This window comes from Citreicella sp. C3M06, assembly GCF_018860705.1.
Lineage (GTDB): Bacteria > Pseudomonadota > Alphaproteobacteria > Rhodobacterales > Rhodobacteraceae > Salipiger.
This window is the reverse complement of record NZ_JAHKQA010000059.1, coordinates 12,372-33,700: the sequence shown is the minus strand read 5'-3', so window position 1 is coordinate 33,700 and position 21,329 is coordinate 12,372. Positions and strand designations below refer to the sequence as shown.

The 21,329-nt window shown below is 64.7% G+C and carries 22 protein-coding genes and 1 tRNA gene; 8 read left to right on the top strand and 15 right to left on the bottom strand.

Features of this window, described 5'->3' with window-relative positions:
* Positions 1-18 precede the first annotated feature (18 nt).
* The 3 genes from KO516_RS13870 to KO516_RS13860 form a co-directional block, all read right to left on the bottom strand.
* On the bottom strand, positions 19-558 hold the full coding sequence (locus tag KO516_RS13870; protein ID WP_216004380.1) for an AAA family ATPase: 540 nt from the start codon (positions 556-558) through the stop codon (positions 19-21).
* 169 nt (positions 559-727) lie between these two features.
* Positions 728-803: transfer RNA gene (locus KO516_RS13865), tRNA-Ala, on the bottom strand.
* A gap of 97 nt (positions 804-900) precedes the next feature.
* Positions 901-1,221 carry a TIGR02300 family protein gene (locus KO516_RS13860; protein ID WP_216004379.1) on the bottom strand — a complete coding sequence of 107 codons (321 nt, stop codon included), beginning with the start codon at positions 1,219-1,221 and terminating at the stop codon, positions 901-903.
* A 134-nt stretch (positions 1,222-1,355) separates the two neighbouring features.
* Here KO516_RS13860 and KO516_RS13855 point away from each other — a divergent pair, with 134 nt between their 5' ends.
* Positions 1,356-2,045 (top strand): M48 family metallopeptidase, encoded by a 690-nt coding sequence (locus tag KO516_RS13855; RefSeq protein ID WP_216004378.1) that lies wholly within the window; start codon positions 1,356-1,358, stop codon positions 2,043-2,045.
* 30 nt (positions 2,046-2,075) lie between these two features.
* Positions 2,076-2,726, top strand: coding sequence for a GntR family transcriptional regulator (locus KO516_RS13850; RefSeq protein WP_216004377.1), 651 nt, complete (start codon positions 2,076-2,078; stop codon positions 2,724-2,726).
* Here the strand turns inward: KO516_RS13850 and KO516_RS13845 are convergent.
* The 6 genes from KO516_RS13845 to KO516_RS13820 all read right to left on the bottom strand — a co-directional run bounded on the left by KO516_RS13845 (position 2,723) and on the right by KO516_RS13820 (position 9,709).
* On the bottom strand, positions 2,723-2,941 hold the full coding sequence (locus tag KO516_RS13845; RefSeq protein ID WP_216004376.1) for a formate dehydrogenase subunit delta: 219 nt from the start codon (positions 2,939-2,941) through the stop codon (positions 2,723-2,725). The two genes, KO516_RS13850 and KO516_RS13845, sit on opposite strands and share 4 nt — an antisense overlap.
* Positions 2,931-3,749, bottom strand: a complete 819-nt coding sequence (gene fdhD / locus KO516_RS13840; RefSeq protein ID WP_216004375.1) for a formate dehydrogenase accessory sulfurtransferase FdhD — start codon at positions 3,747-3,749, stop codon at positions 2,931-2,933. The genes KO516_RS13845 and fdhD overlap by 11 nt, the downstream gene beginning before the upstream one ends.
* Positions 3,746-6,667, bottom strand: a complete 2,922-nt coding sequence (gene fdhF / locus KO516_RS13835) for a formate dehydrogenase subunit alpha (RefSeq protein WP_216004374.1) — start codon at positions 6,665-6,667, stop codon at positions 3,746-3,748. Before fdhF ends, fdhD begins: the two co-directional genes overlap by 4 nt.
* 91 nt (positions 6,668-6,758) lie before the next feature.
* Complete coding sequence (locus KO516_RS13830; protein WP_216004373.1) at positions 6,759-8,273, bottom strand: NADH-quinone oxidoreductase subunit NuoF; 1,515 nt, start codon at positions 8,271-8,273, stop codon at positions 6,759-6,761.
* Positions 8,270-8,737 (bottom strand): formate dehydrogenase subunit gamma, encoded by a 468-nt coding sequence (locus KO516_RS13825; RefSeq protein ID WP_216004372.1) that lies wholly within the window; start codon positions 8,735-8,737, stop codon positions 8,270-8,272. Before KO516_RS13825 ends, KO516_RS13830 begins: the two co-directional genes overlap by 4 nt.
* Positions 8,738-8,827: 90 nt before the next feature.
* On the bottom strand, positions 8,828-9,709 hold the full coding sequence (locus KO516_RS13820) for a LysR family transcriptional regulator (protein WP_216004371.1): 882 nt from the start codon (positions 9,707-9,709) through the stop codon (positions 8,828-8,830).
* Positions 9,710-9,915: 206 nt separating this feature from the next.
* Between KO516_RS13820 and KO516_RS13815 the strand changes: the two genes are divergently transcribed.
* The 6 genes from KO516_RS13815 to KO516_RS13790 are packed head-to-tail and all read left to right on the top strand — an operon-like array spanning position 9,916 to position 15,844.
* A complete protein-coding gene (locus KO516_RS13815; RefSeq protein ID WP_216004370.1) occupies positions 9,916-12,801 on the top strand; it encodes a monovalent cation/H+ antiporter subunit A in 2,886 nt (961 codons plus the stop codon).
* 1 nt (position 12,802) lies between these two features.
* Positions 12,803-13,141: a Na+/H+ antiporter subunit C gene (locus KO516_RS13810; RefSeq protein WP_216004369.1), complete on the top strand. Its 339-nt coding sequence runs from the start codon at positions 12,803-12,805 to the stop codon at positions 13,139-13,141.
* Positions 13,138-14,682, top strand: coding sequence for a monovalent cation/H+ antiporter subunit D (locus KO516_RS13805; RefSeq protein ID WP_216004368.1), 1,545 nt, complete (start codon positions 13,138-13,140; stop codon positions 14,680-14,682). Before KO516_RS13810 ends, KO516_RS13805 begins: the two co-directional genes overlap by 4 nt.
* A gap of 6 nt (positions 14,683-14,688) precedes the next feature.
* Positions 14,689-15,180: a Na+/H+ antiporter subunit E gene (locus KO516_RS13800; protein ID WP_216004381.1), complete on the top strand. Its 492-nt coding sequence runs from the start codon at positions 14,689-14,691 to the stop codon at positions 15,178-15,180.
* A complete protein-coding gene (locus KO516_RS13795; protein ID WP_216004367.1) occupies positions 15,177-15,446 on the top strand; it encodes a K+/H+ antiporter subunit F in 270 nt (89 codons plus the stop codon). Before KO516_RS13800 ends, KO516_RS13795 begins: the two co-directional genes overlap by 4 nt.
* A gap of 11 nt (positions 15,447-15,457) precedes the next feature.
* On the top strand, positions 15,458-15,844 hold the full coding sequence (locus KO516_RS13790) for a Na+/H+ antiporter subunit G (RefSeq protein ID WP_216004366.1): 387 nt from the start codon (positions 15,458-15,460) through the stop codon (positions 15,842-15,844).
* 1 nt (position 15,845) lies between these two features.
* Here the strand turns inward: KO516_RS13790 and KO516_RS13785 are convergent, their stop codons facing one another.
* From KO516_RS13785 to yidC, 6 genes are all read right to left on the bottom strand, one after another.
* Positions 15,846-16,343 carry a histidine phosphatase family protein gene (locus KO516_RS13785; RefSeq protein WP_216004365.1) on the bottom strand — a complete coding sequence of 166 codons (498 nt, stop codon included), beginning with the start codon at positions 16,341-16,343 and terminating at the stop codon, positions 15,846-15,848.
* Between the two features lie 45 nt (positions 16,344-16,388).
* Positions 16,389-17,024 carry a ferredoxin gene (locus tag KO516_RS13780; protein WP_216004364.1) on the bottom strand — a complete coding sequence of 212 codons (636 nt, stop codon included), beginning with the start codon at positions 17,022-17,024 and terminating at the stop codon, positions 16,389-16,391.
* On the bottom strand, positions 17,021-17,911 hold the full coding sequence (gene argB / locus KO516_RS13775) for an acetylglutamate kinase (protein ID WP_216004363.1): 891 nt from the start codon (positions 17,909-17,911) through the stop codon (positions 17,021-17,023). The genes KO516_RS13780 and argB overlap by 4 nt, the downstream gene beginning before the upstream one ends.
* A gap of 134 nt (positions 17,912-18,045) precedes the next feature.
* On the bottom strand, positions 18,046-18,699 hold the full coding sequence (gene yihA / locus KO516_RS13770; protein WP_216004362.1) for a ribosome biogenesis GTP-binding protein YihA/YsxC: 654 nt from the start codon (positions 18,697-18,699) through the stop codon (positions 18,046-18,048).
* Positions 18,696-19,430, bottom strand: coding sequence for an MOSC domain-containing protein (locus tag KO516_RS13765; protein ID WP_216004361.1), 735 nt, complete (start codon positions 19,428-19,430; stop codon positions 18,696-18,698). Before KO516_RS13765 ends, yihA begins: the two co-directional genes overlap by 4 nt.
* Positions 19,427-21,247, bottom strand: coding sequence for a membrane protein insertase YidC (gene yidC, locus KO516_RS13760; protein WP_216004360.1), 1,821 nt, complete (start codon positions 21,245-21,247; stop codon positions 19,427-19,429). Before yidC ends, KO516_RS13765 begins: the two co-directional genes overlap by 4 nt.
* Between the last annotated feature and the right edge of the window lie 82 nt (positions 21,248-21,329).

Sequence of the window (21,329 nt, the reverse complement as noted above, 5' to 3'; positions counted from 1 at the left end):
ATTTGCGCAACAACGCCGTCAATTTGCCAGTTGCTTACAGACAAAGTCGGCGCGTGTTGCAATGTCGGCGCGCGGCAGCTCCGTGATTTCGTATCCTAGTGCAATGTAGGTCTCCCGCATGACTGCATAGGTTGCTTCGGCCTCGGCGCGGCTCTGCTTGCGTTCGGTGTCCTGTGTGAAGAGCTCATCCCAATACGGCACCAGAAAGACGCGGGCGTTGTAACGAGTTGCCTTGGCCGCTGCAGCGACGTGGGGCGGCACGGGGAGGCCGCAGAGGGTCAGGTAGCCCAGAATGTCGGGGATGCCGCGATCAAAGATCACGGGGCCTGAGAGGGACTGTGCGGCGCTGTGGACGCGCAGGTCCAACTCCAGCATCCGTTCGGCATAGGCTATGTGATCCGCCCAAGGGAGGGCATCTCCGCCGCTCTGCATCTCCTCGCGAATGATCGCGCGGTCGGATTCGGGGAATGTGTGGAAGCCGCGACGGGCAAGCTCGATGATCAGGCTGGTCTTGCCCGCACCGGGGCCGCCCGTCACGACGAAGAAATGGTCGCTCATGGGCCATCCTCGGCTTTGACAGGGGAAAGCGCTGCGAAGCGATCGACATGCTAGGAGCGGCGATCAAGGCAGCATGGATTTTCGTAGGGAAAACAGCACCGGTCTGCGTGACAGAGGCAAATCCTCTGACTAGAAAGGCAGAACTATCTGATGCTTTTCAAAAGAGGTATGGTGGAGCCTAGGGGGATCGAACCCCTGACCTCCTGCATGCCATGCAGGCGCTCTCCCAGCTGAGCTAAGGCCCCGTGCGATGTCGTTCCCGACTTCGTGCGGCGTGATCTACGCAAAGCCGCGGGCGGGTTCAAGGGAAAAACCGCCGCCCGCGGAATAAATTTTCAGGCCTCAGTCGTCGTCGTTGCCGGGCACGTCGTGGATGTCGTCGAGCGAGACGTTGTCGTCCTCGTCGTCGTCATCAAGCACATCATCATCGTCGAGATCGACCTCGACGTCCTCGTCCAGCAGATCCGTCTCATCCACATCCTCGGCAGCCGCCTTGCGCTTGGCGCCATCGGCCGCATCGGCGACAAGCATCGTGCGCTTGCCGGTGTCGAGCTGCAGAGTCTCGCCGGTATACGGGCTGACGATAGGGTTCTTGTTCAGGTCATAGAAACGCTTGCCAGTGGTCGGGCAGACGCGCTTCGTGCCCCATTCTTCCTTGGGCATGGGTGATCCCCTTCCTTGAAGGCCGTATCGCGGCCAGCCATGTCGACAATCTGCGCCCTCTGCCATATCAGAGGGCTAGTGTCAAAGGCCCTGTGTCAAGCGCAGTCTGCCTTTGCGTCATTCAGGTAGGATTCATGGGTCAGATCACGCTTCCGGGCAACCCTCCGATTGCGGTCACTCTGCGCCGCTCGGCGCAGGCGCGGCGGTTGTCGCTGCGGCTTAGCCAGATCGACGGCAAGGTAACGCTGACCATGCCGCGCCGGCTGCCCGAGCAAGAGGCGCTGGGGTTTCTGCGCGACAAGGAAGGCTGGCTGCGCGGGCATCTCGAAGCGCGGGGCGAGGATGTGCGCATCACGCCGGGGGCGCTGCTGCCGATCGAGGGTATCTTGCGGCAGGTCGTTCCGGGGACTGGGCGCAGCCTGGGCCTGTCGGACACGCGTGTCGAGGTTCCGGGGGCGCCGGATCGGGTCGCAGCGCGCCTGCAAGGCTGGCTGCGCACGCTTGCGCGTGAGAGGCTGGCCGAAGCGTCTGACCGGCATGCCGCCGCGCTGGGGCGGCCCTACGCGCGGCTGACGCTGCGCGACACGCGCTCGCGTTGGGGGTCGTGTACCCATGATGGCGGGCTGATGTATTCGTGGCGGCTGATCATGGCGCCGCCCGAGGTGCTTGATTACGTCGCCGCGCATGAGGTGGCACATCTGGCCGAGATGAACCATTCGGCGGCGTTCTGGGCGGTGGTCGAGCAGCTCTATGGCGATTGGCGCGCGGCCCGCGCCTGGTTGCGCGACGACGGCGGGGCGCTGCACCGCTATCGATTCGATTGACGCCGCCCGTATTTGTGATCACATGACCGCATGACTCCGACACCCCGTGCTTCCGATGTTGCCTCGTCCGCCCATGACCGCGTTTATCGCGGGCTGCGCGGGCAGATCATGCTTGGCCAGATCCCGCCGGGCGAATCACTGACGCTGCGGGGCATTGGGAAAAGCTTCGACGTGTCGATGACCCCCGCGCGCGAAGCGGTGCGCCGGCTGGTGGCCGAGGGCGCGCTGTCGATGTCATCGTCGGGGCGGGTGTCGACCCCTGAACTGTCGAACGAACGAATCGAGGAACTGGCCGCTCTGCGCGCCCTGATCGAGGTCGAGCTGGCGTCGCGGGCGCTGCCGCGGGCGCATATCGCGCTGATCGACCGGCTTCAGACCATCAACAACGCGATCTCCGACGTGGTGCGCGAGCGTGACGCGGTCGGCTACATCCGCAGCAATCTCGAATTTCACCGGACCTTGTACCTGCGGGCGCAGGCCCCGGCGATGCTGGCGCTGTGCGAGACGGTGTGGTTGCAGATGGGGCCGACGATGCGGGCGCTGTATTCGCGGCTGCGGCGCAGCGAAGCGCCGCAATATCACAAGCTGATCATCGCTGCGCTGAAGGCGGGCGATGAGCCGGGGCTGCGGCTTGCCGTGCGCACCGATGTCACGCAGGGTCTGCGGATGCTGGCGAGCTAGGCCTCGGCGGGGACAGCGATCAGGTCGCGGGCCTCGATCACCAGCGGGTGCAGCCTTTCACCGCCACTGGAGAGATGCGCCAGCAGCTGCGTGCGCATCCGGGGTTCCCAGAAATCGTTGATATGCGCAGCAACGCCACCCGCCCGGTCGCCGGGCTGCGAGGCAAAGAATGTGGCGATCTGGTTCGCCATGGTGATCATCTTGTCAGGCGACATAGGAATCTCCGTCCCGGATGCGGCCCGGTGCCGCGTAAAGCTCGAACCCGCCAGAGCGGGCAAAGGCGGCCAGCGTCAGCCCGGCCTCTTCGGCGACGCTCAGTGCCAGCGCGGTGGGGGCCGACACGGCGATCAGAACCGGGCAACGCGCCAGAACGGTCTTTTGCACCATGTCCACCGACACCCGGCTGGTCAGCACGAAGGCGCCCTCCGCCGGGTCCATATCCTGCCGCGCCATCGCGCCGATCAGCTTATCAAGCGCATTGTGCCGCCCGACATCCTCGCGGGCCATCTCGACACCTTTGCCGGGGCGCAGAAACCCCGCCGCGTGCACGGCGCGGGTCTGGTCGTGCAGCGGCTGGTGGGCGCGCAGCTGATCGGTGGCCTGCGCGATCTCGGCCGGCTCGAACACCGGGCCACCATCAGGCAGCCGGGGCAGGGTGCGCAGCGCCTGATCAAGACTGTCGATGCCGCACAGCCCGCAGCCGGTGGGGCCAAGCAGGGCGCGGCGACGCTCCTTGAGCGCCGCGCCGCGATCGTCGCGCAGCCAGATCCGCGCCTCGATACCGCGCGCATGGGGCACGGCCTCGAAGTCGCGCACCTCGCGCGGATGCGCGATCAGCCCTTCGGACAGCGCAAAGCCATAGGCGAAATCCGCGATGTCCGATGGGGTGGCCATCATCACCGCCTGCGTGGTGCCGTCGAACACCAGCGCAACGGGCACTTCTTCGGGCAGGGTGCGCACCACCTGCCGCATCCCCTCGCGCCGCACCGCGATCCCCGGATGGCTATGCGCCAGCCGGCTCATTCCGCCGCCGGAAGGATGCGGCGGGCCTGCGCCGCCTGAGCGTTGTAATCTTCCTGCCAGTCGGTCGGCCCGTTGCTGGGCGACACCTGCACGGCGGTGACCTTGTATTCCGGGCAGTTGGTGGCCCAATCCGAGAAATCGGTGGTCACCACGTTGGCCTGCGTGTCGGGGTGGTGGAAGGTGGTGTAGACCACCCCGGGCGAGACGCGATCCGTCACCTTGACCCGCAGCGTGGTTTCGCCGGTGCGCGAGGCCAGCCGCACCCAATCGCCATCGTTCAGCCCGCGGTTTTCCGCATCATGCGGGTGCAGTTCCAGAACATCGGCCTCGTGCCAGACGACGTTGTCGGTGCGGCGGGTCTGCGCGCCGACGTTGTACTGCGACAGGATGCGCCCCGTCGTCAGCAGCAGCGGAAAGCGCGGCCCGGTCTTTTCATCGGTGGCCACATATTCGGTGACGATGAACCGGCCCTTGCCGCGCACGAAGCCATCGACATGCATCAGCGGCGTGCCCTCGGGGTGATCCTCGTTGCAGGGCCATTGGATCGAGCCAAGCGCGTCGAGCCGCTCATAGGTGACCCCGGCAAAGCTGGGGGTGGTCGCCGCGATCTCGGCCATGATCTGTTCGGGGTGGGTATAGGCCCAGCCCGCGCCCATCGCATTCGCCAGCAATTGCGTCACTTCCCAATCCTCATAGCCGTTCTTCGGGGCCATCACTTTGCGGACCCTGTTGATACGACGCTCGGCGTTGGTGAAGGTTCCGTTCTTTTCAAGGAAAGACGAGCCGGGCAGGAAGACATGCGCGTAATTGGCGGTCTCGTTCAGGAACAGGTCATGCACGATGACACAGTCCATCGCCTTGAGCCCCGCCGCGACATGATGCGTGTCGGGGTCCGATTGCAGGATGTCCTCGCCCTGGCAGTACAGCGCCTTGAAGGTGCCTTCGACAGCGGCATCGAGCATGTTGGGAATGCGCAGGCCCGGCTCTGGGTCGATGGTCACGCCCCAGGCCTTTTCAAAGATCGCGCGGACCTCGGGGCCTTTGACATGGCGATAGCCGGGCAGCTCGTGCGGAAAGCTGCCCATGTCGCACGATCCCTGAACGTTGTTCTGCCCGCGCAGCGGGTTCACGCCCACGCCTTCGCGCCCGATGTTGCCGGTCATCATCGCGAGGTTGGCCAGCGACATGACGGTCGTGGACCCCTGCGAATGCTCGGTCACGCCAAGCCCGTAATAGATCGCCGCGTTGCCACCCGTTGCATATAGCCGCGCCGCCGCACGCAGCTCGCCGGCATTGACGCCGGTCAGCAGGGCGGTGGATTCCGGCGCATGGCGTCTGTCGGATACGAATTCGGCAAAGGCCATGAATTCGTCCCAGTCACAGCGCGTCCGGATGAAGGCCTCGTCATACAGCCCCTCGGTGACAATGACATGCGCTAGCGCGGTGACAACGGCGACGTTGGTGCCCGGCGTCAGCGGCAGGTGATGCGCCGCAGATACATGCGCGGATTTCACCAGATCGATGCGGCGGGGGTCGATGACGATCAGCTTCGCCCCCTCGCGCAGACGCTTCTTGAGCCGCGAGGCAAAGACCGGATGCCCGTCGGTCGGGTTCGCCCCGATGACCAGCGCCACATCCACCTGTTCCACGCTGTCGAAATCCTGCGTCCCGGCAGAGGTGCCAAAGGTCTGCCCCAGCCCATAGCCGGTGGGCGAATGGCACACCCGCGCGCAGGTATCGGTGTTGTTGTTCATGAACACGGCGCGGGTCAGCTTCTGCACGAGGTAGGTTTCCTCGTTTGTGCAGCGGCTCGAAGTGATCACCCCCAGCGCCTTGCGCCCATGCTGTTCGCGGATCGCCCCAAGCCGCGCGGCGGCAAAGCCAAGCGCCTCGTCCCACGAGACCTCGCGCCACGGGTCCTCGATCCGCTCGCGGATCATTGGTTTCAGAATGCGGTCCGGGTGGCTGGCATAGCCATAGGCAAAGCGCCCTTTGACGCAGCTGTGCCCCCGGTTGGCCTTGCCATGCTTCCATGGCACCATGCGCACCAGCTCGTCGCCATTGAGCTCGGCCTTGAAGCTGCATCCGACGCCGCAATAGGCGCAGGTCGTCACCACGGACCGATCCGGCGTGCCCAGTTCCGCCACGCTTTTCTCCTGCAGGGTGGCGGTGGGGCAGGCCTGCACGCAGGCCCCGCAGCTGACACAATCCGAGGTCAGGAAATCATCCGCCGCGCCGCCCGCCGACACCCGGCTGTCGAAGCCACGCCCCTCGATGGTAAGCGCAAACGTCCCCTGCACCTCTTCGCATGCCCGCACGCAGCGCGAACAGACGATGCACTTGCTCGGATCATAGGTGAAATACGGGTTGCTAAGATCCTTGGGGCTGTAGCGCGGATTGGCCTCACCCGAAGGCATCCGCAACCGCGCCTCCGATTGCGAGCGCGCACCGGTGCCGGACGGATCGAAATGGTTGTCGCCCGGCGTATACCGCACGTCGCGCAACCCGACCATCCCGGCCATCTCCTGCAATTCGCAATCGCCATTGGCCGAACAGGTCAGACAATCCAGCGGATGATCGGAAACATACAGCTCCATCACCCCGCGCCTGATCTTCTTGACCTTCGGCGATTGGGTATGAACCTTCATCCCGTCATGCACCGGCGTGGTGCAGGACGCGGGCGTGCCGCGCCGCCCCTCGATCTCCACCACACACAAACGGCACGATCCGAAGGCCTCGACGCTGTCGGTCGCGCAGAGCTTGGGCACGGTGATCCCCGCCTCGGCCGCCGCCCGCATCACCGAGGTGCCCGCCGGCACCGCCACAGCGATGCCATCAATGGTCAGATGCACCGGCTTGCCCGTCTTGGCAGGGGTGCCCATGTCCTTGTCATCCCAAGGAATGATGAAATCCTTCATCGGGCGCTCCTCGCGTTTCTTCTGGCCAGAAATATCCCGGGGGTGCGGGGGCTGGCCCCCGCGTCGGGCCGCTCACGCAGGCGCAACAGTGTCATTCCGCGGCCTCCTTCACGCCTGCAAACTCCTCGGGGAACAACTGCAGCGCTGACATCACCGGATAGGGCGTGAACCCGCCAAGCGCGCAAAGCGAGCCGTCCTTCATGGTTTCGCAAAGATCGCTCAGCAGCTCGACCGCCGCGCCATCGCCAGCGGCGATCCGGTCCAGCGTCTCGACGCCGCGCACCGCGCCGATGCGGCAGGGCGTGCATTTGCCGCAGCTTTCCACCGCGCAGAATTCCATTGCAAAGCGCGCCATGCCCAGCATGTCGGCGCTGTCGTCGAACACCACCAGCCCCGCGTGGCCGATCAGCGCATCCTGACCGCCGAACTCTTCATAGCCGAAGGGCGTGTCGAACTGCTCCTGCCCAAGATAGGCGCCCAGCGGCCCCCCGACCTGCACCGCCTTCACCGGGCGCCCCGTTGCTGTGCCGCCCGCCAGATCGGTCACGATCTCGCCCAAAGGCATCCCGAACGCCGTCTCGAACAGCCCGCCCCGCGCAACGTTACCTGCGATCTGCAGCGGGATCGTGCCCTTGGAGCGGCCCAACCCGAAATCGGCGTAATAGGAGGCGCCCTTTTCAAAGATCACCGGCACCGTCGCCAGTGAAATCACGTTGTTCACCACGGTCGGCTTGCCAAACGCACCTTCAAGCGCGGGCAGGGGCGGCTTTGCCCGCACCACGCCGCGTTTGCCTTCGAGCGAGTTCAGCAGCGAGGTTTCCTCGCCGCAGACATACGCCCCCGCGCCAACCCGCACCTCCAGTTCGAACGGCTTCCCGGAACCCATCACATCCGGCCCGATCACCCCGGCCTCGTGTGCCAGCACGATCGCGCGGCGCATCACCGCCACCGCGTCGGGATATTCCGACCGCGTGTAGACATAGCCCTGCACGGCGCCGCAGCCGAGCCCGGCGATGACCATGCCCTCGATCAGGCAGAACGGATCGCCTTCCATGATCATCCGGTCGGCAAAGGTGCCGCTGTCGCCCTCGTCGGCATTGCAGACGATGTATTTGCGATCCGCATGGGCCAGCCGCACGGTGTCCCATTTGATGCCTGTCGGGAAACCGGCTCCGCCGCGCCCGCGCAGGCCAGACAGCTTCACCTCGTCGATGATTGCGTCCTGACTCATGCCGATGGCGCGGCGCAGACCGGCAAGCCCGCCATGCGCCTCGTATTGGGCCAGCGACAGCGGGTCGGTCACGCCGCAGCGTTGAAAGGTCAGGCGGGTCTGGCGCTTCATCCAGTCCAGCTCCTCGACCAGCCCCAGCGACGGGCTGCCGTCAAAGATCGCCGCCACGTCGCCCGCATTCATCGGGCCATAACCGATGCGACCGGCCTCGGTTTCGACCTCGACCAGCGGTTCCAGCCAGATCATCCCGCGCGAGCCATTGCGCGCGATTTCGACATCGACACCGCGCCGTGCGGCCTCGGCGCGGATCGCGGCGACGACGTCTTCGCTGCCCAGTGCCTTGGCGGCGCTGTCCATGGGAACCCAGATCTTCATGCCGCGCCCTCCATCGCCTTTTCCAGCCGGGCCAGATCCGCCCGCGCTACCAGCTTGCCGCCGACCATCGCGGCGGGGGCGCAGGCGCACAGGCCAAGGCAATAGACCGGCTCGACTGTCAGCTTGCCGTCGGCGGTGGTGCCGCCCCAGTCCAGCCCCAGCTTGTCCAGAACCGCCGCCGAGAGTGCATTGGCGCCCATCGACTGGCAGGCCTCGGCGCGGCAGATCTTGACCACCACATCGCCCGCGGGTGTCTTGCGGAAGTCGTGGTAAAAGCTCATCACCCCGTGCACCTCGGCCACCGTCAGGTTCAGCGCTTGGGCGATTACCGGCAGGGCCTCTTGCGGCACAAAGCCGTAAGTCTCTTGAATGGCATGGAAAATCGGCAAGAGCGGCCCTTCGAGATGCATCTGTGTCTCGATCAGGGCGGTGATGTCGTCGGTGCTGGGGGCCGCGTGAGGCATCCTGGCGTGTACTCCCTTGAAGTTGAGGGAAAGTGCCAGATGAACGATAGGCAAATCAATATCGCTGTTTCGTCAGCTGATAGGGTTTCTCTATCGTGCGACCCGCTCCGCCGCGCCCAGAAGCGCCTGCAACACCGGGGTATAGGGCTCCTGATGTGGCGCGATCAGGCCCACGGCAGGCCCGCCGCCCTGATCCCGGAGCGGCACGCGGGCCAGCGGTTTGCCTTCGCACAGGAACCCGGCCAGATCGCCGGGCAGGATCGTCACCCAGCCGCCGTGCAGCACATTGGCCACCAGCACCACGGTGGAATTCGATTCGATCAGCGCGGCGGGGCCGACGCCCGCTTCCATGAAATGGCGGTTGATGATGCGCCGGTTCTGCATGTCGGGGGTCAGCAGGCACAGCCGGGCGTCCCCCAGCGCATCCCAGCCAATGGCGTCACCTTGGGCAAAAGCATGGTCGGGGCGGCACACCAGCGTGTAGCTTTCGGTATACAGGGGCCGCGCCGCCACCCGGCCCAGCGGTTCCTGATCGAGATAGGTGATGCCAGCGTCGATCTCGAGATCGTCGAGCATTGACAGGATCTCGGTCGAGGCGCGCGACAGGACGGTAAAGCTGACATTGGGGTGCTTTTCCGCAAAGCCGGTGACGAGCTTGGACGCCCATGTCAGCGCCGTCGGGATCACCGCAAGCCGCAGATGGCCCGCAAGCCCTTCGCGAGAGGCGCGCATTTCCTCGCGCAGTCGCCGCGTGTCGCCGACGATCTGCCGGGCACGCACCAGCGCCCGCTGGCCTTCGGGGGTCATGCCGCCAAAGCGCGAGCCGCGAATGACCAGCTTGACCCCAAGCTGTTCCTCAAGCTGGCGAATACCCGTAGACAGCGTTGGCTGGGTGATCCCGAGCGTTTCGGCGGCGCGGCCGAAATGCTGCTCGCGCGCGAGGGCGATGAGCATTTCCAGCTTAGAGATCATGTTTGGCTATCGAAATTCATCATATCGATAGTTAGTCCGCAATGGAGCGCCAGAGCAAGCACAGCCGCCAAAATGCGACGATGTCGGTTTTCACTCTCGGATTGTTGAATACTGCGCGGAAGTGCTTAATCTTTACTTAACGATACGCGAACGCGTCCGCCATGAGGCCCTCAGAAGGCCCGGACGGTAATTAAAGGGTTACGGGGATGGGAACGACAAGCGGACTTTTGCCCGTCATGGTGCTGCTGCCGTTCATCGGCGCGCTGATGCCGGGGCTGATGATCCGTGCGGGCCGCAATGCCTGTGCCAGTTTCACCGCTATTCCAACGGTGCTTGCGCTGGTGTTTCTGGGCTCTATGGCGCCCGATGTGTGGAATGGCGGCACGGTCAGTTTCCGCTTCGACTGGATCCCGCAGCTTGGGCTGGGCTGGAATTTCATGCTCGACGGGCTGGGGCTACTGTTTGCGGGGATGATCCTTGGAGTTGGCCTGCTGATCATCGTCTATGCGCGGTTTTACCTGTCGCCCGATGACCCGATGGGGCAGTTCTATACCTTTCTGCTGCTGTTTCAGGGCGCGATGCTGGGCATCGTGGTCTCAGACAACATCCTGCTTTTGCTGGTGTTCTGGGAGCTGACCTCGCTGTCTTCTTTCCTGCTGATCGGCTATTGGAAACACCTGCCCGAAGGTCGTCAGGGCGCGCGCATGGCGCTGACGGTGACCGGGGCCGGGGGGCTTGCGATGATTGCGGGGATGCTGATCCTCGGGCAGATCGCGGGCAGCTACGATCTGTCGGTGATCCTGACCAAGGGCGAGGAAATCCGCGCCTCGGACATGTACCTGCCGGCGCTGATCCTGATCCTAATCGGGGCCTTCACCAAATCGGCGCAGTTTCCGTTTCACTTCTGGCTGCCGCATGCCATGGCCGCGCCGACGCCAGTGTCGGCCTATCTGCACAGCGCCACGATGGTAAAGGCGGGGGTGTTCCTACTGGCGCGCATGTGGCCGGCGCTGGCCGGAACGCCGGAATGGTTCTGGATCGTCACCACCGTGGGGCTGATCACCATGGTGCTGGGCGCAATCATCGCGCTGTTCAAGGACGACCTGAAGGCGCTGCTGGCCTATTCCACCGTCAGCCACCTTGGCCTGCTGACCATGCTGCTGGGCTTTGGCACCAAGATGGCGGCGGTGGTGGCCATGTTCCACGTGCTCAACCACCTGACCTTCAAGGCGGCGCTGTTCATGAGCGCGGGCATTGTCGACCACGAGGCGCATACCCGCGACATCAAGCGCCTTGGCGGGCTGGCAAGGCTGATGCCGATAACGGCGCTGATCGCCTGCGTGGCGGCGCTGTCGATGGCGGGGATTCCGCCGCTCAACGGCTTCATGTCCAAAGAGCTGATGCTGGAAGAGGCGGCGCACACCTATTGGTTCGGAGGCGAGTGGCCGATCATCATCCTCGCCACCTTTGGCGCGCTGATGTCGGTGGCCTACAGTTTCCGCTTCATCTCGCACACGTTTTTGGGGCCGGTGCGCGACGACTATCCGCACAAGCCGCATGATCCGCCGTTTGGCCTGATGATCTCTCCGGCGCTGCTGGCGATTGCCGTGGTCGCCATCGGGCTTGCGCCCGGCCTGCTCGCCGAGCCGCTGGTGCGTGTCGCCAGCGCGGCGGTCATCGGCGACGCGCTGCCGGAATTCCACCTCAAGCTGTGGCATGGCGTCACACCGGCGCTGTACATGTCGGTTGTCGCGGTGCTGGGCGGCTTCCTTGTGATGAAGGCACATGGCCCGCTGGACCGCGCATGGCTGGCAACGCCGCGCCCGCATGCCAAGGCGCTGTTCGACCGGCTGATCGCGGGCATCGCGGCGCTGTCGGACCGGATCACCGATGCCATGCACAACGGCGCGATCTCGCGCTATCTCGGCATCTTTGTGCTGTCGACCACGCTGCTGGGCTGGGCCGCATGGCAGGGCGGAGGCCTTGCCGCGCCAACGCGCGAGATGCTGCCGGTGCCGCCGCTGGTCGGCGTGGGCTTCGTGCTGCTGATGGTGGCGACGGCGTCGGCGGTGGTGATGCACCATACAAGGTTTCGCGCGCTGATCATGGTCAGCGTCGTCGGTCTGATGGTCGCCTTCGGCTTCGTCTACCTGTCGGCCCCCGATCTTGCGATGACCCAGATCACCGTCGATACGGTGACCACGATGCTGCTGCTGATCGCGCTGCACTTTCTGCCCAAGCAGACCCCGGCGGAAAGCTCGCCGTTGCTGCGCGCCCGCGATGGTATCATCGCGCTGGCGGCCGGGGCGAGCGTGGCCTTTCTGGCCTACAGCTTCCTGCTGCGCGACGTGTCGTCGATCTCGGCCTATCATCTGGCGAACAGCTACAAGGGCGGCGGCGGCGACAACGTGGTCAACGTGATCCTCGTGGATTTCCGGGGCTATGACACCTACGGCGAGATCATCGTCTTGGGCATCGCGGGCATCATCCTGTTCGCCCTGATGGAAGGGCTGCTGAGCGGGCCGTCCTCGCGCAAGCTGCGCAACTGGAGCTTCCCCGAGGATGTCTCGCGCGACCGTCACCCGCTGATGATGGTGGTGGTCACGCGGATGATGATGCCGATCGCGACACTGGTCGGGATCTATATTTTCCTGCGCGGCCACAACATGCCCGGCGGCGGCTTTGTCGCGGGGCTGGTGATTTCGATCGCGCTGCTGATGCAGTACATGGCGTCGGGTTTTGGCTGGTCGATGCAGCGCAAGACCATCGAATATCACGCGATGATCGGTTTTGGCGTGGTCATTGCCGGGCTGACCGGGATGGGAGCCTTGCTGTTCGGCCAGCCCTTCCTCACCTCGGCGTTCGGCTATTTCCAGATCTGGCCATTCGAGGAATTCGAACTGGCAACGGCGATGCTGTTCGATCTGGGCGTGTTCCTGACCGTGCTCGGGGCAGTGATGCTGATGCTGTACTCGCTGTCACGGCTGGCGCGCTATTCGGGCGAGACGGTGAATGTCGAGCCGATGGATTACGACCCGTCCAAACAGCTCGCCGATGCGCGCAACGAAGATGTACAGGGACTGGAGCGCTGACATGGAACTGATCGTTGCCGTATCCGTCGGCGCTCTGACCGCCGCGGGGGTCTATCTGATGCTGCGCCTGCGGGTGTTTCCGGTGATCCTTGGGCTGACACTGCTGTCTTATGCGACCAACGTGTTCCTGTTCGCCACGGGGCGGCTGGCCGTCGGCGCACCGCCGGTGCTGAAAGACGGCATCGAGATCTATTCCGACCCGCTGCCGCAGGCATTGGTGCTGACGGCCATCGTGATTTCCTTTGGGATGACGGCGGTGCTGGTGCTGATCGCGCTGGGCGCGACGGTCGAGGCCGGGACGGACGAAGTCAACGTTCCCCGCAAGGAGGACGATAAGTGAACCACTGGATTATCGCCCCTGTCGTGCTGCCGGCCATGGTGGCGCCGATGCTGGCTTATGTCATGCGGCACGATGTGGTGCTGCAACGGGTGGTGTCGCTTGCTGCCGCGCTGGTGCTGAGCGCAATCGCGGCGGGGCTGCTGGTGACCGCTGCGAGCGGCGAGGTGCAGGTCTATCGGCTTGGCGACTGGCCCGCGCCGTTCGGCATCGTGCTGGTGCTTGACCGGCTTTCAGCGATGCTGGTGTTGCTGACCGCGGTGCTGGGGGTGATCGTGCTGATCCACGCCTCGGCCACCGGCTGGGACCGCAAGGGGCGGCATTTCCATGCGCTGATGCAGTTCCAGATCATGGGTATTTGCGGCGCGTTCCTGACCGGCGATGCCTTCAACCTGTTCGTGGTGTTCGAGATCCTGCTGATCGCGTCCTACGGGCTGGCGATTTTCGGCGGCGGCGAGGCGCGGCTGAAGGCGGGCCTGCAATATGTCATCATGAACCTTGCGGGTTCGGCACTGTTCCTGATCGCGCTTGGCACGCTCTATGCGTCGACCGGCACGCTGAACATCGCGGATCTGGCGCTGAAACTGCGCGAGATTCCGGCCGAAGAGGCCGCGCTGGTGCGCGTGGCCGCCATGCTGATGATGATCGTCTTTGCGATCAAGGCGGCGCTGTTCCCGGTGCAGTTCTGGCTGCCCGGCACCTACGCGCTGGCGCCGGCGCCGGTGGCGGCGCTGTTCGCCATCATGACCAAGGTCGGCGCCTACGCCATTCTGCGCCTGCACACGGTGGTTTTTGGCCCCGACGCGCAGGCCATCGGAGCATTGCCGGGCGACTGGCTGATGCCCGCCGCTATCGTCACCGTGGCGATTGGCGCGCTGGGCGTGATGGGATCGAAACGGCTGATGCCGCTGGCCGCATTCGCGGCGCTGGGGTCCACCGCGACGATGATGCTGGCGGTGGCAGGGTTCGCCCCGCTGGCCGCTGGTGCGGCGCTGTACTATCTCGTGCACTCGACGCTGGCGGCGGCGGCGCTGTTCCTCGTCGCCGATCTGGTGCTGACGCGGCGTGGCTCTGACCTGCTGGCCGCGCAGCCTGCCACGGCGCAGAACGGCCTGCTTGCGGCGCTGTTCTTTGGCGTCGCCATCGCCGTGGCGGGTATGCCGCCGCTGAGCGGCTTCCTTGGCAAGCTGCTGGTGCTGGATGCGCTGAAGGATCATGACCTTCGGGTTTGGATCTGGGGGGCGGTGCTGATCGGCTCGTTGCTGACCATCGTCGGCTTTGCCCGCGCGGGCAGCGTGCTGTTCTGGAAATCCACCGCGCCGGGGCTCGAGCCTGTGCCAAACGCGCCCGAGCCGATGCCCATCAGCCCGGCGCAGGCCGCACCCAGCATCGCCGTGCTGTGCCTGCTGGGGCTGCTGACAGTCTTTGCCGGGCCAGTGATGCGCTATACCGATGCCACCGCGGCGCAACTTTTTGCGCCTGCCCCCTATATCGAGGCGGTGCTGGAGAACCAGGACGGCACCAAGGACCCGGAGGATCACTGAGCCATGCTGTTGCGCCGCATCTTCCCCCATCCGCTGCTGACGCTGACCCTGACGGTGGTCTGGCTGATGCTGGTCAACAAGTTCACGCTTGGAAACCTGTTTCTTGGCGTCGTTTTCGGAGTGTTCATTCCCGCTGTAACCGCGCCCTACTGGCCGAACCGGCCAAAGCTGGGCGCGCCGCTGATGGCCCTCGAATATGTGGTCGTGGTGCTGTGGGATATCATTGTCGCTAACGTGACGGTGGCGAAGATCGTGCTGTTCAAGCCCGAACGCGATATCCATTCGCAATGGGTGGTGGTACCGCTGGAGCTGACCTCTCCAGAAGCGATCACCGTGCTGGCCGGGACGGTGACGATGACGCCGGGCACGGTGTCGGCCACGCTCAGCTCGGATGGCGGGGCGCTGCTGGTGCATTGCCTGCACAGGGATGACCCCGACGAGGTGTGCCACGACATCAAGACCCGTTACGAGCGCCGGCTGAAGGAGATCTTCCCATGATCACATTCGCGCTGATCTTTGCCATGGGCTGCTATGGCTTCGGCCTGTTGGCAACGCTCTACAAGCTGGTGCTCGGCCCCGGCCCGGCGGACCGCATCATGGCGCTGGACACCATGGTCATCAACTTCATCGCGCTGATGGTGCTCTATGGGATCTGGCGGGGCACGCCGATCTATTTCGAGGCCTCTATGCTGATTGCCATGGTTGGCTTTGTCTCGACGGTGGCCTTCTGCCGCTTTGTCCTGCGCGGCAACATCATCGAATGATGGAGGAAGTCATGTCTGAGGATCCGGGCCTTCTGGCGCAAATCGCGATTTCGGCGTTTCTGGTGATCGGGGGCGTCTTCGGTCTGGTCGGCGGCATCGGGCTGCTCAGGCTGAAGGACACCATGCAGCGCCTGCACGCGCCCACCAAGGCGACGACGCTGGGGGTGGGCGGCTGCCTGATCGCGTCGATGCTGTATTATCTGCTGGTCGACGGGCGGGTGTCGTTCCACGAGTTGCTGATCACCGTCTTCCTGCTGCTGACAGCGCCGATCACCGCCAACGTGATCGCCAAGGTCTGGATGCTGACCAATCTCAAGGAAGGCGATCTGCCGCCGACAGGGCGCGAGCACGGCTGGGCGATCTTTGACGACCCGCCCGGCGCAGAGCCCAAGGACTAGCTCAGGGGCTGGTTTCAAGCAGCTCGCGCGGGATGACAAAGGCGTCGGCACTGCCGGTGCCGGGTGCAAGATCGCTCCATTTGTCGATGTCGAAGCTGGCGACCAAGGTGGCGCCGGTGGGGTAGTCGGTAAATCGAGGATGCTGCGGCGGGGTGGCCAGCAGCTCTTCGGCAAAGCCCGCGATGCCGGGGTTGTGGCCCAGCATGATCACCGTGTCGCCCTGCGCCTCGCCAAGGCAGCGCGTCATGGCCACCGGCCCGGCATGATAGAGCCGCTGTTCAAAGCGCGTGGGCACATCCAGCTTCAGCAAATCAAGCGTTTCACGGGTGCGCAGCGCGGTCGAGCATAGCGCTTCGGTCGGGGCGATGTTCATGCTGCGCAGCCAGTCACCCAGAGCGGCAGCGCTGCGTCGGCCGCGCGGGTTCAGCGGGCGGTCGTGATCGGGGGTCCCGGCGGACCAGTCCGACTTGGCATGACGCATCAGTACGAGGCGTTTCATGCGGCTCCTCCCTCTCGTTGGTGCGGCCAGTCTTTTTTGGTGCGGTCAGTCTTTCATGAACGCGGCCATGTGGAAAGCCGCCTGAGCGGGCGGGCGGCGCATTGCAACCGACAGGGGGCAGGCGCGACGGACCTTGCAACCGAAGTCGCGGCAATCTGCGCCCTCGGGGCTGCGCAGGTGGCGCTGGCAGGCTGCAACGTCGTAGGGGGCGCCGGGGCGCAGGGCCTGCACCGGGCAGGCGGTGGTGCAGGGGACACCGGCGCAGCTGTCGCAAGGGCTTGGGCGGGCAGGGGGCAAAGCGATGCGCTGCGGCAGGATCACCGCGCCGCGATAGCTGACAAGCAGGCCCGCATCGACATGAACCAACAGATTGATCGGCGAGGCATGGGCCTGCCCGCTTTGACGCGCCCAGCCGAGAAAATCGGGAAAGGGCGGCCCGTCCGACGGGTAGATCGCATCGCCTTGCCAGCGCCGCGCCAGACCCCCGATCACCCGCTTCGACCAAAGATCCAGAGGGTCCGGCGAGGTCGAGCCGAATTCAGGAGCCTCGCGAAACCGCGTCCAGAATCGCGGCTCGTCCGGGCCAAGCAAGACCAACGTGCTGTCTGGCGCGGGATGAAAGGCGCCGCGCAGGGTCAGCCCCTGCGCCTGCGCCTCGGTTTCCAGCGCCGCCAGACTCACCGATTTTCGCGCACCGGCGGAGCGGCTGTGCGGATCAGAGACCCGGCCCCCAGCTCGGTGAACAGCTCAAGCAGGCAGGCATTGGGCACCCGTCCATCAAGGATCACCACAGCGCGCACCCCATCCTCGATTGCCTTCAGCGCGGTCTCGGTCTTGGGGATCATGCCGCCTGCAATGGTGCCATTGGCTATCATCTCATGCACGTCTTCGGGGGTCATGGCGGTCACCACCTCGCCCGCGGCATTCTTGACGCCGGTGACATCGGTGAGCAGCAGCAGGCGGTCGGCCTTGAGCGCGCCAGCGATGGCCCCGGCGGCAGTGTCGCCGTTGACGTTATAGGTCTCGGTCGCGTGGCGGCCCGTTGCAACCGGCGCAACAACCGGGATGATGCCCGCCTTGAACAGATCGCGCAGCACCTGCACGTTCATCTCGACCGGCTTGCCGACAAAGCCCAGCTCGGGATCGTCGGGCTCGCAAACGATCAGATCGTCATCCTTGCCCGACAGGCCGACAGCGCGACCGCCCTCGTCCATGATCGCCTGCACGATGCGCTTGTTCACAAGGCCGGTGAGCACCATCTCGACCACCTCGACGGTGGCCTTGTCGGTGACCCGCTTGCCCCGCACGAAGCGGCTTTCGATGTTCAGACGCTTCAGCAGATCGTTGATCATCGGGCCACCGCCATGCACCACGACCGGGTTCACCCCGACCTGACGCATCAGCACGATATCGCGGGCAAATTCCGCCATCGCCTCGTCATCGCCCATGGCATTGCCGCCAAACTTCACCACAACGACAGAGCCGGTGTATCGCTGAAGAAACGGAAGTGCTTCGCTGAGGGTGCGGGCGGTGGCGATCCAGTCCTGGTCCATCTTCTGCTTTCTCATCCGGGGCATCCTTCCGATGCGGTGGTTCTGATCGCCCCTGTGTCCGGGATGCGTCAATTGGACGCAAGATCTTTCGTGCGAAAGATCCTTGTTTGCGACGGGCCTGCGAGAAACCCTCGTCCAAGGGGTTTTTGTCAGGGGAGGGTGGTGATGATTGCGCGCAGCGTTGCGATTCCCTCGCCCTTTTCCGAACTGGTCAGCACGATTTCAGGGTAGGCCGCCGGGTGTTTCGACAGCTTTTCCCGGACCTGCGCCAGCACTGCGTCACGCTCGGAGAGCTTGATCTTGTCGATCTTGGTCAGCACCGTCTGAAAGGTCACGGCAGAGCGGTCGAGCAGGGTCATGATCTCTTCGTCCACGGGTTTGATGCCGTGGCGGGCATCGACCAGCACGAAGGCACGGCGCAGCGACGCGCGGCCCGACAGGTATTGCTTGAGCAGGCGCTGCCATTTCTCGACCACAGCCACCGGCGCATTGGCAAAGCCATAGCCCGGCAGGTCGACGAGGTAGCTTTGCTCGCCCAGCGTGAAATAGTTGATCTCTTGCGTGCGGCCCGGCGTGTTCGAGGCCCGCGCCAGCCCTTTGCGCCCGGTCAGAGCGTTGATCAGGCTTGATTTGCCGACGTTTGAGCGGCCCGCGAAACAGACCTCGGCGCGGTCGTCCGGCGGCAGGCCATCCATCGCGACCACGCCCTTGAGGAAATCCACGGGGCCGGCGAACAGTTTGCGCCCAAGTTCGCGGGTGGGCTCGTCAGGCTCTTCTGCAAGCGGGAAGGGCAGGTTGGTCATAGGGTCTCTACCTCGTTTCCGATCTCGATCTTGCCAGCGGAAATGACCCGCGCATAGACCCCGAAATCGCGGTGGCCAAAAACTGTGTGCAGCGCCCGGACCGGCTCGGCGTCGCGGGTGCCGGTGCGGGGGCTTGCCTCGGTGGCGCGGCAACGCTCGATCCGGGCGGTGATCTGAAGCGTTGCCGCGCCGATGCGCAGCGTCTTGCCGATCCAGTTGAATTCTTCCCAGGGCGCGGCGCCGTCCAGCACCAGATTGCCGCGAAACCGCTCGATTTCGATGTCCTGTCCCAGCGCGCCGGAAAGCTCTTTCAGGCTCGCGAGGGACAGCAGGGAAAGCTCGGCCTTGCCGTTGTCTCCCATCCCCTGCGCCGGGGACCGGACGACCTGGTCCGGCGCGTTGCCGGGCCAGAGCGGGCGCACCCAATCAAGCAGCGCATCGGGGTCGGTCTCGGGCGCGGCGCAAAGCGGCGGACGCTCCGGGTGGTGCAGCAGGATGCTGCCATCGGCCTCGGTCCGGGCGGTTACCTGCGCCAGCTTCGGCCCGTTCGCCACAACGAGGAAGTCGCGGCGCGGCTGCCAGCCCGTGCCGCGCGGGGCTGCGTCATGGCGAAGCGCCCACGCCCGATCACCGGGCATGGGCGCGTTCGCTTTGAGCGTGACCGTCTCAAGGGGCTCGCGGCCGACCCCCTTGATCGGGTAGCGCCAGATCTGGGCAAGGCGCGATGTCATTTGCCCTTCGGCGCGTCCTTCGGCGTCTTCTTGAAGCCGGACTTGATGTTGCCAAAGATGTCAGGCGTGTAACCTTGGCTGCGCATGATCAGGTACTGCTGCGAGAAGGTGATGGTGTTGTTGGTGATCCAGTACACCACCAGCCCGCTGGCAAAACCGCCCAGCATGAACATGAACACCCAAGGCATCCATGCAAAGATCATCTTCTGCGTCGGATCGGCGGGGGCCGGGTTCAGCTTTTGCTGGATGAACATCGAGATGCCCAGAAGGATCGGCAGAACCCCGACAAAGATCAGCGCCATCGTGCTGCCTGCATCGGGTGCGGCCCAGGGCAGCAGGCCGAACAGGTTGAACACCGAGGTGGGATCCGGCGTGCTGAGGTCCTGGAAGGGACCGAACCAGGCCGCCTGACGCAGTTCGAACGAAACGAAGATCACCTTGTAGAGCGAGAAGAAGATCGGGATTTGCAGAAGGATCGGCAAACAGCCCGAGGCCGGGTTGACCTTTTCCTTCTTGTAGAGCGCCATCATCTCTTGCTGAAGCTTCTGGCGGTCGTCTCCGGCGCGCTCCTTGAGCTTTTCCATCTCGGGCTGCAGTTCCTTCATCTTCGCCATCGAGACGTAGGATTTGAAGGCCAGCGGAAACAGGATTGCCTTGAGGATGACGGTCAGCGCGATGATCGACCAACCCATGTTGCCGATCAGCTGGTGCAGATGGTGCAGCAGCCAGAAAATCGGCTTGGTCAGGAAGAAAAACCAGCCCCAGTCGATGCTGTCGATGAAACGGTCGACGCCGGCGGCCTGATAATCGCGGATCGTCTCGTATTCCTTGGCACCGGCAAACAGCTGCGTGGTTGCCTCGGCGGTTGCGCCGGGGGCGAGGGTCACGGTCGGCTGCACCGCTTCGGTCTGATAGATGTCGCGCGCATCGTCGTATTTCGCGACCTGCTTGAACGGACCGCCTTGCGGGATGAGCGTGGTCATCCAGTAGTGATCGGTGAAGCCGATCCAGCCGCTTTCGGCCACTTGGCTGACCTTGGCACGCGCACCTTCGGAGGCGATGACGTCCATGTCGGGCATCTTGGTATAGTCGATCTCGTCGAGCTTGCCGTCGGCCATCGCCACGACGCCCTCGTGCAGCACGAAGAATTTCTTGCGATCGACAGGTTCGCCGTGACGGGCCACGATGCCATAGGGCGCGGCCGACACCTGAGCGTCGCTGCCGTTCTCGACCGATTGCGTGATGGTGAACATGTAATTGTCGTCGACCGAGACCTCGCGGCGGAAGACAAGCCCGGTCGGGCTGTCCCAGCGCAGGGTGACCGGGCTGTCGGTCCCCAGTACCGTGCCGGATTCCACCGACCATTCGGTATTGGGGCCGGGCACGTCCGTGCCCCCAAGGCCGGCACCCGGAGCCCATCCGAACAGGGCGTAGTAGGAGTGACCCGAACCGACGGGCTCGAGGATTTCGACGTTGGGCGAATCCTCGTCGAGGTTGACGGTGTAGTCCTTGAGCGTCAGCGCATCGATACGCCCGCCGCTCAGCGAGATCGATCCCGAAAGGCGCGCCGTGTCGATTGGCAGGCGCGGCGCATCAGAGGCGGTTTCCGCCTGCGTTGCGTTGGCAGCCGGATCGGTGCCGGGGGCCGTCGATGGGGTGGTGGCGGTCGCTGTGGAACCGTCGACCGTTTGAACCGCAGCGGGCCCTGCCTGATCCTCGACCTGCTGCTCCGGTGGCGGGAAGAGCAGGAACCAGATGAGGATCACCACAAAGCTCAGCCCGGTTGCGATGAGCAGGTTCTTGTTCTGATCGTCCATGCGCGGTCGCCGCCCTGTCCTTGGAAAGTCACCGCCGGGTTCAACAGGCAGGGCCTGCAAAGGTCAAGCCGATTCCGGGGCG

Coding starts and splice junctions, on each gene's coding strand:
- KO516_RS13825 (WP_216004372.1), bottom strand. CDS start 8,737: ATGCCTCACGCGGCCCCCAGCACCGACGACATCACCGCCCTGATCGAG.
- KO516_RS13785 (WP_216004365.1), bottom strand. CDS start 16,343: ATGAAACGCCTCGTACTGATGCGTCATGCCAAGTCGGACTGGTCCGCC.
- KO516_RS13795 (WP_216004367.1), top strand. CDS start 15,177: ATGATCACATTCGCGCTGATCTTTGCCATGGGCTGCTATGGCTTCGGC.
- yidC (WP_216004360.1), bottom strand. CDS start 21,247: ATGGACGATCAGAACAAGAACCTGCTCATCGCAACCGGGCTGAGCTTT.
- KO516_RS13820 (WP_216004371.1), bottom strand. CDS start 9,709: ATGATCTCTAAGCTGGAAATGCTCATCGCCCTCGCGCGCGAGCAGCAT.
- KO516_RS13765 (WP_216004361.1), bottom strand. CDS start 19,430: ATGACATCGCGCCTTGCCCAGATCTGGCGCTACCCGATCAAGGGGGTC.
- KO516_RS13790 (WP_216004366.1), top strand. CDS start 15,458: ATGTCTGAGGATCCGGGCCTTCTGGCGCAAATCGCGATTTCGGCGTTT.
- fdhF (WP_216004374.1), bottom strand. CDS start 6,667: ATGAAGGATTTCATCATTCCTTGGGATGACAAGGACATGGGCACCCCT.
- fdhD (WP_216004375.1), bottom strand. CDS start 3,749: ATGAGCCGGCTGGCGCATAGCCATCCGGGGATCGCGGTGCGGCGCGAG.
- argB (WP_216004363.1), bottom strand. CDS start 17,911: ATGAGAAAGCAGAAGATGGACCAGGACTGGATCGCCACCGCCCGCACC.
- KO516_RS13860 (WP_216004379.1), bottom strand. CDS start 1,221: ATGCCCAAGGAAGAATGGGGCACGAAGCGCGTCTGCCCGACCACTGGC.
- KO516_RS13830 (WP_216004373.1), bottom strand. CDS start 8,273: ATGAAGATCTGGGTTCCCATGGACAGCGCCGCCAAGGCACTGGGCAGC.
- KO516_RS13850 (WP_216004377.1), top strand. CDS start 2,076: ATGACTCCGACACCCCGTGCTTCCGATGTTGCCTCGTCCGCCCATGAC.
- KO516_RS13870 (WP_216004380.1), bottom strand. CDS start 558: ATGAGCGACCATTTCTTCGTCGTGACGGGCGGCCCCGGTGCGGGCAAG.
- KO516_RS13815 (WP_216004370.1), top strand. CDS start 9,916: ATGGGAACGACAAGCGGACTTTTGCCCGTCATGGTGCTGCTGCCGTTC.
- yihA (WP_216004362.1), bottom strand. CDS start 18,699: ATGACCAACCTGCCCTTCCCGCTTGCAGAAGAGCCTGACGAGCCCACC.
- KO516_RS13845 (WP_216004376.1), bottom strand. CDS start 2,941: ATGTCGCCTGACAAGATGATCACCATGGCGAACCAGATCGCCACATTC.
- KO516_RS13810 (WP_216004369.1), top strand. CDS start 12,803: ATGGAACTGATCGTTGCCGTATCCGTCGGCGCTCTGACCGCCGCGGGG.
- KO516_RS13855 (WP_216004378.1), top strand. CDS start 1,356: ATGGGTCAGATCACGCTTCCGGGCAACCCTCCGATTGCGGTCACTCTG.